Annotated in this window: 10 protein-coding genes; 6 read left to right on the forward strand and 4 right to left on the reverse strand. The window is 52.9% G+C overall.

Annotated elements, in window-relative coordinates; all coding sequences use genetic code 11:
* Positions 1-327 precede the first annotated feature (327 nt).
* From Enr10x_RS11435 to Enr10x_RS11455, 5 genes are all read left to right on the forward strand, one after another.
* Positions 328-777 carry a YkgJ family cysteine cluster protein gene (locus Enr10x_RS11435; protein ID WP_145107781.1) on the forward strand — a complete coding sequence of 150 codons (450 nt, stop codon included), beginning with the start codon at positions 328-330 and terminating at the stop codon, positions 775-777.
* 78 nt (positions 778-855) lie between these two features.
* Positions 856-2178 (forward strand): histidine--tRNA ligase, encoded by a 1323-nt coding sequence (hisS, locus tag Enr10x_RS11440; RefSeq protein ID WP_145449117.1) that lies wholly within the window; start codon positions 856-858, stop codon positions 2176-2178.
* A 101-nt stretch (positions 2179-2279) separates the two neighbouring features.
* Positions 2280-2867, forward strand: coding sequence for an HYExAFE family protein (locus Enr10x_RS11445; RefSeq protein ID WP_145449118.1), 588 nt, complete (start codon positions 2280-2282; stop codon positions 2865-2867).
* 51 nt (positions 2868-2918) lie between these two features.
* Complete coding sequence (locus Enr10x_RS11450; RefSeq protein ID WP_145449120.1) at positions 2919-3137, forward strand: hypothetical protein; 219 nt, start codon at positions 2919-2921, stop codon at positions 3135-3137.
* Between the two features lie 38 nt (positions 3138-3175).
* Positions 3176-4462, forward strand: coding sequence for a beta-ketoacyl-[acyl-carrier-protein] synthase family protein (locus Enr10x_RS11455; RefSeq protein ID WP_145449121.1), 1287 nt, complete (start codon positions 3176-3178; stop codon positions 4460-4462).
* A gap of 18 nt (positions 4463-4480) precedes the next feature.
* On the opposite strand, the gene Enr10x_RS11460 is transcribed toward Enr10x_RS11455, so the two are convergent.
* The 4 genes from Enr10x_RS11460 to Enr10x_RS11475 form a co-directional block, all read right to left on the reverse strand.
* On the reverse strand, positions 4481-5113 hold the full coding sequence (locus Enr10x_RS11460; protein WP_145449123.1) for a hypothetical protein: 633 nt from the start codon (positions 5111-5113) through the stop codon (positions 4481-4483).
* A gap of 62 nt (positions 5114-5175) precedes the next feature.
* Entirely contained in the window at positions 5176-6837 is a 1662-nt protein-coding gene (locus tag Enr10x_RS11465) for an HD-GYP domain-containing protein (RefSeq protein ID WP_145449125.1), read from the reverse strand.
* 531 nt (positions 6838-7368) lie between these two features.
* A complete protein-coding gene (locus Enr10x_RS11470; RefSeq protein ID WP_145107760.1) occupies positions 7369-8364 on the reverse strand; it encodes a site-2 protease family protein in 996 nt (331 codons plus the stop codon).
* 191 nt (positions 8365-8555) lie between these two features.
* Entirely contained in the window at positions 8556-9062 is a 507-nt protein-coding gene (locus Enr10x_RS11475; protein WP_145449127.1) for a hypothetical protein, read from the reverse strand.
* 337 nt (positions 9063-9399) lie between these two features.
* Between Enr10x_RS11475 and Enr10x_RS11480 the strand changes: the two genes are divergently transcribed.
* On the forward strand, positions 9400-11889 hold the full coding sequence (locus Enr10x_RS11480; RefSeq protein ID WP_145449129.1) for a hypothetical protein: 2490 nt from the start codon (positions 9400-9402) through the stop codon (positions 11887-11889).
* Positions 11890-12125: the final 236 nt, after the last annotated feature.

Below are 12125 nucleotides of genomic sequence, written 5' to 3' on the forward strand. Positions count from 1 at the left end.
GATAATCACTAAAACCCCTACAAGTCAACCTGCGTCTGCACGCCGGAATGGGCGCCCGCTGAATTCCTCAGTCGAGACAGATCCGACTCTACCCGGCTGCTTCTGATTGAAATCCCGAACTTTCTTGCTGCAGATTCCGTGCAATTTCCCATTGAATGGCTTATAAAACATCCTATTCTATCATCATACGTGTATTGAAGTCCTGAATTGATCTGATGTTGCAGAGCTCCCCAAGCAGCGGAGACCGATCAGTCGTTCAGCAGGTTTACAGTCGATGCGAACCTTTTCAGACTGAAACTATCATTTTATTTATCAGGGAAACCGAACATGTCCACTGTCACAGTAAAACGATCTGATCTGAAAAGCGGGGAAGTCTTATGCAGTTACTGCACGGCACGTTGTTGCCGCTATTTTGCCTTACCCATCGAAACGCCGACCACCTGGGAAGATTACGATCACATGCGGTGGTACATCATGCACGGCCATTGTGCCATTTTTGTCGATGAGGATGTCTGGTTCCTGATGGTCTACGGAGACTGCAAATACATTCTCCCGGACTACCGTTGCGGCAATTACGAAGATCGCCCGCAGATCTGTCGTACCTACACGACAGACGATTGCGAATACGACAATGACGGCACCTACGACCGTCTGTTCGAGACACCAGAACAGATCTGGGAATATGCCCATGCGGTTCTGCCTCCCAAGAAAAAGAAACGCAAGGGGAAGTCAAAAATCAAGGCAGAGAAACTGCAGCTTCCCGTCGTACACGTGTAGTACGCTGCCAGACGCAAATCAAAATCTGAAACTCTCCAGTCAATCACGATCCACGAGGATCGCATCCGGTAAGATACTGTGAAAAAAGAATTAATTACTCCACGTACGCTCAAAGGGTTCCGCGATTATCTCCCCTCGGCCATGATTCCCCGCGAACAGCTGATCGAGACCGCCAAATCCGTCTATCGCAGCTACGGCTTCAGTCCGATTGACACGCCGGCTCTGGAATACACCGAAATCCTGACCGGCAAGGGAGGCGAAGAATCGGACAAGCAGATGTTCCGCTTCGAACAGGGAGGCCGCGATGTCGCCATGCGGTTTGATCTCACCGTTCCTTTCGCCCGTTTCGCAGCCCAGAACATCAACGAACTGGGAACGCCGTTCAAACGCTATCACGTCGGCACCGTCTGGCGGGGAGAACGTCCGCAGAAAGGGCGTTATCGGGAATTCGTCCAGTGTGACTTCGATACTATCGGCACCAATTCCAATTCGGCCGACATCGAAACGTTATTCATCATTCACGACCTGATGCTGAAGATCGGCTTCACCGATTTTAAAATCCGCATTAACAACCGCATGATCCTCAACGGTCTGCTGGAACTGCACAACCTGGAATCGCAGTCGGCAGCTGTCCTGCGGGCGCTCGACAAGCTGGCCAAGACCAGCCCGGAAGCCGTCATCAGTGAAATGCAGGAGCAGGGAGGATTGACTCAGCAGCAGGCCGAAGAGGTGCTGGCGCTGATGACGGTCCAGGGATCGACCGAGGAAATTCTGAACTCGCTGGAACAGCAATTGAAAGAGAACGAACGCGGGACCCAGGGAGTACTCTACCTCCGGGAACTGTTTACCGCTGCTGACCGAGCGGGCATCCCTGCAGAACGGATCGTGCTGGACACCTCGATCGCACGGGGACTGGACTACTACACCGGCACGATCTACGAAACCTTTCTGGATCAGCTGCCCGGTATCGGCAGTGTCTGTTCGGGGGGCCGCTACGATAACCTGGCTGACCTGTTTACCAGTCAGGAATTGCCCGGAGTCGGTGCCAGTCTGGGGCTGGATCGCCTGCTGGCTGCCATGCAGGAACTGAATCTGCTGAGCGAAGTCTCCACGCCCGCCCCGATCCTGATCACCCAGATGGATGCCGTGTTCACTCCTGAGTACCTGCGTCTGGGACGCAATCTGCGACAGGCGGGACTGAACGTCGAAGTTTATCCGGATACCAAGGCGATCAAGAAACAGTTGAAGTACGCGAATCGGCACCGTTTCAAAATCGTGATTGTGGCCGGAACCGATGAATTCGAAAATCAGCTCTGGCAGGTCAAAGACATGCAGACCGGCACCCAGACCGCCGTCAAAGAGGAAGAACTGATCGACCTGATCCAGGAAATCCTCTCCTGAATCCCTCTCTCTGAAAGTTGCACTGATCTATAGATATTTACAGCACCAGCCAACCCTGTTACCATCTGATCAGTACCTTAGATTTTCAGACAGGGAGCGACATGGTCATTCGCAGGAATCACTACGAATCCGCTTTTGAGGACTATCTGCGGTCGGAGAAGGTCCCCTACGTCGCCGTTGATGAAAAACGGAGGGCGCTGGCCAAAGAAGCTTCGATCAAGTCACTGGATTTCATCGTCTATTCCGCTCACGGTCCGAATCTGCTGATTGACGTCAAAGGACGCACGGAGATCTTTGACATCCCGAACCGCAGCCGGCGCTGGGAAAGCTGGGCCACACGTGAAGATATTGCAGGCCTGCAACAGTGGCAGGAACTGTTCGGGGAAGGGTTTGTCTCCAGCCTGGTCTTCGCCTATCAGCTGCCACCGGACTCCATTTCCAACAACCTGGAAAAAGTGTATGAGTTTAAAGACAACCTGTATGCCTTTTACCTGGTCTCCGTCGATCAATACCGGGATAAAATGAAACCCCGCTCTGACAGCTGGCAGACCGTCTATCTGCAGCAGCAGGATTTTCAGCAGCTGCGACAACCTGTAGAAGTGCTCATCGAGGGAGAAGCACCGGCAGAATTAACCGAGGAATTTACAGAGGAATGCCGTTTTCCTGATGCAGATTCCGATCAGGACTGATACAATCAGGCAGCTGACAAGCTCTTTTTTACAGACTCCCAGAAGGAAGTTATGAACACTCGCAAGCGACTCACATCCCGAATCTTCACTGCTCTGGCCGCATTCACCGGTTCAGCTCTGTTTTCAGTGACTACCGTCCTGGCGCAGGAAGAGGCACGGAAGGGAGGCGCGGTTGTGCAGTCACAGACTTCGATTGTGGAATACCTTCTGGTAGCAGCTCTGTTTGGCGCGGCTCTGTTTGCCGTCTGTCGTACCAGCCATCGCGTCTGATCACTCCGGTTTCATTTATACTCAGCCCTCACGTTCTAATGCGACCACCGTCTACCGTATCTGATCCCGAGCCCCGCAGGGTCGTCATCACGGGTATCGGCCTGATCACTCCTTATGCCGTCGGCCGGGAAGCGTCCTGGCAGGGCATCCGTTCCGGACATTCCGCGATCCAGCCACTGCAGGGATTGTCCAATCAACTCCAGCGCCCTCTGGCGGGGGGAATCATTCCCGATGCCCGTCTCTCCAGTGCCACACTTTCGAGCCAGTCTCCGCTCCAGACAGAGCCCTCACTGACACTGGCTCTGAAAGCGACGGAGGAAGCGATTCAGGATGCGGATCTGAACCTGAACCGACTCAACCGGGAAACCGCAGGCTGTGTCATCGGCTCCAGCAAAGGGGGCATGGCCAGTTTCGCCCAACTGGCAGCGATACCATATTCAAATCACTCCGCCGCAGAGCAGCCTCCCCCGGAACTCTGGCCCCAGTGTTTTGCAGGTGCCGCCAGCCACACCATCGCTGCCCATTACAATCTGCAGGCAGCAGCCCTGACTCCGGTTTCTGCCTGTGCGACCGGATTCTCCAGCATCATGCGCGGTGCCGAGCTGATCCGCGAAGGAATCTGCGATACGGTTCTGGCCGGCAGCACCGATGCCTCGCTCCTGCCTGCCGTCCTGGCTTCATTTCACCGCATGGGGGTCCTGGCTTCTCAGTTTGATTCACCTGCCAGGGCCTGCCGCCCGTATGACATCAGACGCAACGGTTTTGTCGTCGGAGAAGGGGCCGGCATCCTGGTCCTCGAATCACTGGAGCAGGCCGAGCAACGCGGCGTGACCCCTTATGCTGAATGGCTGACCGGAGGTCTGGGTTCCGACTCGACACATCTGATGCAGTTTGACCCCGAGGCACAGAGCCTGGCCCACCTGATCAACGAAACGCTCCGCCGGGCCGGTGTGGAGCATGACGAAATTGATTACATCAATCTGCATGGGACGGGAACGCAGATCAATGACGTGTATGAAACACACGCTCTCCAGAAAGCATTCGGCGCACACGCCGCTTCGATTGCCTGTTCCAGTCTGAAAGGGGGGATGGGGCACCTGCTCGGGGCAGCAGGAAGCGTGGAACTGGCTCTGACGCTGCTGGCCATGCGGGACGGCATCGTCCCACCCACACTCAATCTGGAAGAACCTGATCCGGAGTGCGCTTTAAATTACACTCCGCTGGTGGCAGTGCCACGGGAAATCAGGACGGCGCTCAAGCTCTCGTTTGGATTCGGCGGACATCTTGCGGCTGGTCTGGTCCGAAAATGGAATGCTGAGCGGTAGTCCGGTCTCGCACCCGGGCTATTGTTTGAAGCGGGCTGACTTCAAGAATGCTTCAAACTCCGGCTCCGCTTTCAACAGCTGTTCCCGGGGCCCCGTCAGTTTGAGATAGAAATCGCGGGGACTGCGGGGGATTGCCACTCCGATCATTCGCATCCCGGATTCCGCCGCTCCCCGCAAGGAGGGGCCGGTATCAAAAGTCCCCCGTAAGTCCAGCCAGATCGTCTCCACGCCATCCACGCGAATCGTCTTCTGAATTGGCTTTTCACCGGGGGGTAACTGAAACTGCCCACGCCAGCGTTCCAGATTGGCTTCAACACCACCGCCGACAGAAGAAAGTGTCAGTCTGACTCCGTCGCCTGCCTCAGGAATCTGAAAACTGGCTGAGATCATCCCCCGTTGTGCGGGAGAGAGGGGAACCTGCTTCCAGCCAGCCGGTACTTCAAACTGAATGCCGTCGAATTCTTTGACGCCGGCAGCGGTCTGCTGTGGTTCATGGGTGCCAGACCCGGTTGTGTTTACGGGTTCCGCTTCAGGAATGGGTGGGTCGGTAGTGGATTCAGACGAACCGGAACCACAACCGAAGAGACAAGGTAAGAGACAGATCAGAAGAACGGTTCTCTTCCAGTGTTTCTGATGCAAAACAGACAGCATACGAGTCTCCCAATAACAGAATCCAATAAAATTCTTATCGTAATCTGTTAGCGGGCGCCAGTCTATTCACGGCCAGTTTCTTCAGACTGCTCGGCTGATTCCTGACTGTATTTCTGAGACAGACGTGTAATTTCATCACGAATCTCAAAATAGGCATCGATCACGTCCGCATCCCATTGAATCCCTTTCCCTTCACGGAAAATGGCTTCGAGCCGTTCCAGGGGCATCCCGTTACGGTAAGGCCGGTCGCTGCCCATCGCATCGTAAGCATCCGCAACCGCCAGGATGCGGGCCATCAGCGGAATGTCATTTCCAGTCAGGCGATCGGGATAGCCCCGCCCGTCAATCTGCTCATGGTGATTGCGGATCCCGGGCAGAATGTTTTTCAGTTTCTTGATCCCGGAAAGAATCTTGTAACCAATCATCGGATGCTTCTGAATCTGCAGAAACTCTTCGTCGGTCAACCGGCCTTCCTTGCGAAGAATCCGGTCATCGACGCCGATTTTCCCGATGTCATGCAGCAACCCTGACAGATAAATTTCCTGCAGAAATTCTCCCGTGTACCCCAGCTGCTTTGCCAACTGCTGCGCGATCAGGGCCACACGTTCGCTGTGGCCGCGTGTGTAGGGATCTTTGGCATCCAGGGTGGAAATGAATGACTTGACGAAGCTCAACATCATCTCTTCCTGTTGCGCATACAGGTCGATGTTGCGCAGGTGAGTCCCCAGGAACGACGCCACCGAATTCAGCAGGCTGGCCTGAATTGTTCCATACTCTTCGCTTTTGAGCAGGTTACAGCTGAGGATCCAGCCATACGAACTGGTGCCATCGGAAATCGGCACCAGGACCAGATTATGCAGGTCCGGAAATTCCAGTGAGAGCAGTGAACTCTCCACGTGATTGATGACCAGCGGCTGATTGAAATCAAACCCGTCAAACTGAGCCACCAGACGTGCCAGTTTGAGCTCGTCAAATTCTGCCTGGCTTTCTGACATGAACTGGGATGTATTTCCCTGTCCTGCAAACCAGATGATATTCGTTTCCGCTTCTATCAGATTCCCGATCCGTTCCAGGCAGAGCTCTCCCAGATTCTCAGGACTTTCGGAAATTTTCAGATGCTGTGCGACTTCGTGCAGCAGACTGATTTCCTCGAAAGTTTCATCGAGGCACTCGGACAGGTTATCGACTTCCTCGTTCAACTCATCGAGTTGCTGCTCTTCATCCAGATGCAGAATTGCCAGGCTGAGCAGGGCATGCAACGATTTCACATCCAGCGTACGCTGTCCTTCCAGCCACGTATCCAGCTCCTCTGATGACCATTCCCGCTCGACAGCAGACAGAACCATTTCGGTCAGCTTGCGTTTTTCTTTCTGAAACACGAAACCCGCAGCGACATATTTGTGGTCTGAATCCTCAAACAGCGGAAGCAGATAATGAGTAAGCCCGTTCGTATTTTCGACGAGGGTCAGTCCCTGGACCTGGTCGAGCTGGTTCAACACATCGATCGGAAAAAAGGGCATGGACTGCGCATGAGTACGCCCGACCAGCACGCGCAGACTGGCGTCAAAACAGAACATTGACAGGCCCGTCAATTCTGAAATACGCTGCATGCGACGATTGGATAATTCAACTTTGGTATCCTGCTGAATTTCCAGATCCCATGCGCCACCACACCTGCTGAAGTTGGATAGTTTCTTGAATGAGTCAATTGTTCCCGAGACCATAATTCAATTTCCTGCTTTCTAAAGGATTTATTCCCAATAGAAAGTTAGTTCGCAGACATCTGCTCGCAAATCGGAATTGGAATCGTGATCTGTATTTGTGTCACTCTGTGAGAAAACAGCTGATTTTGGCCGGAAACCCGCCGATATCCCATAAATACCTGTAAAATCAGGTCCTAGTGAACAGGATGCGAAAATTCAGTCGATAAATTAGACCAGCTCAGGGAATTACAAGAGCAATTCAGAGAAAAGGGTCCTCTTCTCTGGTTGTATCATCTTGATTTAGCATCAGTTAGAGATACATGCAGTCGAAATCGCTGATTTTCAGCCTCTCGCGAGGCCTCCCGTCTCTGTTCACCATCTACCAGTCAGGCGACATGGGAAACAGTGTTCTCTGAGAGCGATGGCAGGGATTCCGGCAATAAAGCGGATTATGCGGTCCCAACAGGAAAATGATTCGCCTCTACAGGGAAATTCAATAAAACCCGGTGGAAAGAGGTGAGTCGTTGCCAATTCTGAACGCAGGTTACGGCTTCAGGAATCGGTATTACTCTTGCGGTAGCGGGCGCTGACCTGATTTAACTGCTGTCGTTCCTTGGGGGTCAGAGAATCCAGGCCAAGTTCATGAACCTTATTCAGCAACTCATCCAGTTGCTTTTCCGCATCACGCTCTTTTTCGCGTTCGCGGAGCTGCTTCTGCAGTTTCCGTTTTTCCCGCCACTTCTGGAAAAATCCGGCCTTTTTCTCGACCAGTTCCCCACTGGAACGTTCCAGGCTGGTATATCCCTGCGAGAAATCATAGCCGAAGATGGAATCATCGAACGCCTCTTCCCGATGGCCACTCGTGAACTCCAGCAGATTCAGCATCAGCAGTAGAGCACCAAAAAAGACGACCCAGACCGTGTGGCTGCACAGGCCAATCACCATCCCCAGTCCCCCGACCAGGAAACTGACATTGAGCAGGATCATATGCAGCACAGTCTCATCAAAACGACGGGAAAGAATGATCTGCAGGATCTTGCCGCCATCCAGGGGCAGCACGGGAATCAGGTTCACCAGCAGCAGCAGCCAGTTGATGCTGAACACCATCAATAGCATGGCCTGTCCCAGATTATTACTCAAATCCACGACGGGAAGCTTGATCGGGTTCAACGATTCAGACAGTTGCCCGGACCAGATTACGGCAGGGAGCGTAATGGCACACAACAGCAGGTTGACCAGTGGCCCCCCCAGAACCGTAACGATCCTTGCTGAATCGCTGCGGGCAGGGCTGCAGGGAACCAGGCCCCCTAAAGGCCAGAGCATAATCTGATCGGCCTCTCCCCCCATCATCCGACAGGCCACCACATGCCCCATTTCGTGAAGAAATACACTGAGAAACAGCACACTGAATAAAGCGAAACCCAGGCCGAGAGAATAATGCGACCAGAAAACCAGCAGCAGCACGGGTAGAAAAATGCTGACGCGCACCTGAGTCAAAAACCAGGATCCGATGGGAAATGACCAGTGCAAAGGATTCGATCGACTCATCTTACCATGACCTGTTGCAGAGAATCACTAACGTCCTTCAGCAGTTGCTGAGCTCAGACAGTATGGGGAAGCGAAAAAGGAGAGCAGTAGAAAGTTCCATATTCTACTCAACATCTTATATTATACAGCGGAGAACCGCCTGACAATTCCACTCTCTTTTTCTGTACCGGAATCATACTCAATTCACAGCCTCAAAGCATCCCCAAAAGTTTTTTCTCACCGATTCCGTCCGCAATCCGGGTCTGAATTTCCCACTCGGCATCACCTGCCTGATGAATACAGTCTGTGGATATTGCCAGAACTCCAGCAACTTCATCTGCTTCAAAAACTGGTACCGCATAGGATTGCTGTGCGCCAAACTTCAGCAGCCACTCTGATGAACCGGGCAGCCCCGATTCCGTGCTGCTTAACGTTCCAATCGCCGGTTTCCGCTCCAGGGCCGCTTTGACAATCCCCAACCCGGTATTTTCCAGAGAAACCTGATGCGTCAGGGCAGCAAAGTCCTGCTGCACCTGCTGATCCATGTCCGGTACTGCACGAAAGCCTACCTGCAGCAGGTTTCCTGCCTCACACCGCCAGAGACCGATGGCCCGCCCCCCAAGTTGCTCCAGTAACAGATCTAACACGCCCGAAACGCATTTTTGTTCATGTAATTCCGTTTCAAACTGCGCCACTACCTGTTCAATCTGTAATTCCATGTCTCTGATTTCCATTCCTCTTGAAATGATGTGTTCCCTTTGACCCTCAGTGGATCTGGCTGTCATTTTTACGTTATCAGTCCCTGGCAGACAATCCTCTCAAAACCTCTATAGCTCAGAGGTTCAGCCGCGTTCATTGAATCTTCCTTGAACAGGAGCTTATTCAATGTATACAATAAACTTAGCTTTCTGTTTTCTAAACAGTAAACTATGATTCCTTTCTAATCACGATCAAACTGTTACGACATAATTTTTCACTTCTGAATGACTTGCAGATGTGGTAACAGGTGAAACATGGACATTGATTAACCACCAGTATATATCGGACTCTTGAAATATGGATCTGCCAACTTGCCCGTCCTGTGGAGCATCAGTACTCGACGAAGATGCCGTTGAATGCCCGTTCTGCGGTGCTGCGATGAAGTCTTCTGCCAAATCCAGCTCCTCTCCCAAAGGAAAAGCAGCTCCCGCTCAGACCACGCCCCCCAAAGGGCAGCCGGCCAGACGCTCGAAACGTGAAACCGTTTCCGATGACGATCCTTTCGAACTGGAACGCAAGCAGCAGGAAGCAGCAAAGGTCATTCCCCTGGCTCGCAAACCAGCCAAGGGAAAGATGTTCCGTGTTGTCTGTCCGATGTGTGATACCCAGGGTTTCGCCTCTCCCAAGGTCGTCGGCAAGGAAGTCAAATGTCGTAATCCGGAATGCCTGGCACCGGTGTTTACTGTTCCCGATCCGGACGCAGGGGAACGAAAATCCAAGGAAGATGAAGCACCAAAGGAAAAGAAACCTTCCAAGCTGCCCCTGATTGCAGTAATCGTCATCTTTAGCGGAGCCATCGGTGGTGCTTACTGGTATCTCGCTCGAGTCCCGGACAGCTCGGAACTGACCAAACCGTTTGATATCCCCGCGATTAATAATGCCCCCAAAAATCAATTTGTGAAAGACGACAAGGACAAACCAAACCCGCTCGCGAATCCGCTTACGAATCCGGAGCAGGGCACACAGACGAACCAGGCCTCTGTCTCCGCCGCGAAGGTCAAACAGGACGCACTTCAGAACATGGTGGAACTTTCACGGGAACGGAAAAACCGCAGCAAGCCTTTCAGTCGACGTCTCGCCGCGGAGGCGTATGCCGTCGCCGGAGATCTCACCACAGCGCGTGAACAGATTGCCTACATTGATACTGTCAGCCCTCCGTTGCCGTTTTATAAAATTTTCCCGCTGATTGAAATCGGCTGGATTCAGCTGAAGGAAAAAGATCAGGCCGGTCTCAAAGCGACACTGGACCAGACCATTGAACTCGCTCAGAAAATCCCCCAGTTTGGCGGACGCGATACCCTGGACCTGATTTCACGCCTGGCCGCCTTCTGGATCGCCGCCGGCAAAGAGGATCTGGCAACAGACCTCATCAGACAGTACCAGGCGGAAAATGATCTGGCGCAGCTCTCTGCCTACCTGCAGATTGCCCAGGAAGCCAATCATCATGATTTTGAATCTCTGATCGACCTGCATCAACTCTGGAAGTCCCCCCAATGGGTCGCCACCACCATGATTCTGGTGACGCACGGTTATCCCGACGCAGCCCTCAACTGGGCAGCAATGGCTCCTGAATCTGCCGACCGGACCGAAGCCGTCACCCAGTGGGCACTGTCCCAGATCGAATATGCCATCAGGCATAAACAGCAACCGGATTTGAGTCTCATCCAGCCCGCGGAACAGAAACTGTCTCCCACAGGGAACGCCCAGATGCTGGCCCGCTGCGCCCGGGAACTGGTCTTATTCAAGCAGAATCAGACTGCCGAAAAATTCGTCGATAAGGCCATCAGCCTGATCAAGGAACAGCCTGTTCCCAAACCACTCACACTGGGTGACATCAAAGAAGTCAACTCCCTGCGGTTGCCCCAGACGGCCTCACTGGAACAACTGGCGCAGACCTACCTGCAGATTGCCTGTGCTCAGTCAGATCTGGGTCAGAAGCAGGCAGCGTTACAGTCTCTGAAAAATGCCGTCCAGAGCATCCATGCGATCGCGCCCAGCCTGGCTGCGGTCAAAGAAAAGACCAACGAGACATCGAATTTTAATTTCAAAGACCGGATCAAAGACACATACAACCTTGATACCTCCGACCGCGTTAACCTGGCAGTCGGCGACTACAAGAAACAGCTCCGCAGCTTAAAAGCCGCCGCTGAAGACCGCAATGAACGACTGGTCACCCTGCTGGCTCAGGCAGCCCGTTCCGGCCTGGCCTCTGATGCCTGGAACCTCGTGCAGGGGGCCAACCAGAACCCCGACCTCAACCTCAAAGATGACTTGCTGGAAACCACTTTGCCGGCAATCATTATGGGATCTGTCGATTCACAGAATGCTGCTTTGACTTCACAAATCAAAGCAGCACTGACCGGCAACGCCCCCAAACTGTCCAAACAGGACGAGTTGATCCGCCAGACCGTTTCGCTGATCAATAACGGGAAACCGGAACAGGCGGCCCATCTGATCAACCAGTCTGACCTCAAAAAGCCCTGGAAAGGCCAACTGTCGCTCAAACTGTTATCCAGACTCCTGAATAAGTCGCAGTTCAAACAGGCCGTTCAATTTGTCACTGCGACCAAAGATCCGGTATTACGCGAAGACATGCTCAGCACCATTGGCTCCGTCGCAGTAGAGCAGAAACAGATTGGCACCGTTGATAAACTACTGCAAAGCAGTAATTACTCGCCTACCGAACGGATCTCAGGATATTTGGGTCTCATCACCGGAATTCAGGCCGCTCAAAATGATCAACCCGGTTCGGCTCCAGCGAAAGAAGAACCTGCCAAGAAGCTTTGATCACTGTCTGACCTCGCCCATAAAGCGAAAGGGGAGTTCTGTGTCAATTCGGCAGCAGGCAACCCAAGGCAGACCAATCTTAGCGATTCTGCTGTGAAGCTTGATTCAGTTCGGATTTTTTTGAGTTTGTTTCGCAACATCCTTCATATTTTCGCAGGACTCCGCCGAATTTCTATTCTGGACCCTCTGGTCTAACCGGACCTGACAATACACACGTACACATTGTATTTCTCATC

This window comes from Gimesia panareensis (assembly GCF_007748155.1).
Classification (GTDB): Bacteria; Planctomycetota; Planctomycetia; order Planctomycetales; family Planctomycetaceae; genus Gimesia; species Gimesia panareensis.

What these genes read in the sequence shown, in the direction of transcription:
- Enr10x_RS11475 (WP_145449127.1), bottom strand. Translation starts at nt 9,062, where the DNA reads ATGGAATTACAGATTGAACAGGTAGTGGCGCAGTTTGAAACGGAATTA.
- Enr10x_RS11445 (WP_145449118.1), top strand. Translation starts at nt 2,280, where the DNA reads ATGGTCATTCGCAGGAATCACTACGAATCCGCTTTTGAGGACTATCTG.
- Enr10x_RS11470 (WP_145107760.1), bottom strand. Translation starts at nt 8,364, where the DNA reads ATGAGTCGATCGAATCCTTTGCACTGGTCATTTCCCATCGGATCCTGG.
- Enr10x_RS11450 (WP_145449120.1), top strand. Translation starts at nt 2,919, where the DNA reads ATGAACACTCGCAAGCGACTCACATCCCGAATCTTCACTGCTCTGGCC.
- Enr10x_RS11455 (WP_145449121.1), top strand. Translation starts at nt 3,176, where the DNA reads ATGCGACCACCGTCTACCGTATCTGATCCCGAGCCCCGCAGGGTCGTC.
- Enr10x_RS11465 (WP_145449125.1), bottom strand. Translation starts at nt 6,837, where the DNA reads ATGGTCTCGGGAACAATTGACTCATTCAAGAAACTATCCAACTTCAGC.
- Enr10x_RS11460 (WP_145449123.1), bottom strand. Translation starts at nt 5,113, where the DNA reads ATGCTGTCTGTTTTGCATCAGAAACACTGGAAGAGAACCGTTCTTCTG.
- Enr10x_RS11435 (WP_145107781.1), top strand. Translation starts at nt 328, where the DNA reads ATGTCCACTGTCACAGTAAAACGATCTGATCTGAAAAGCGGGGAAGTC.
- Enr10x_RS11480 (WP_145449129.1), top strand. Translation starts at nt 9,400, where the DNA reads ATGGATCTGCCAACTTGCCCGTCCTGTGGAGCATCAGTACTCGACGAA.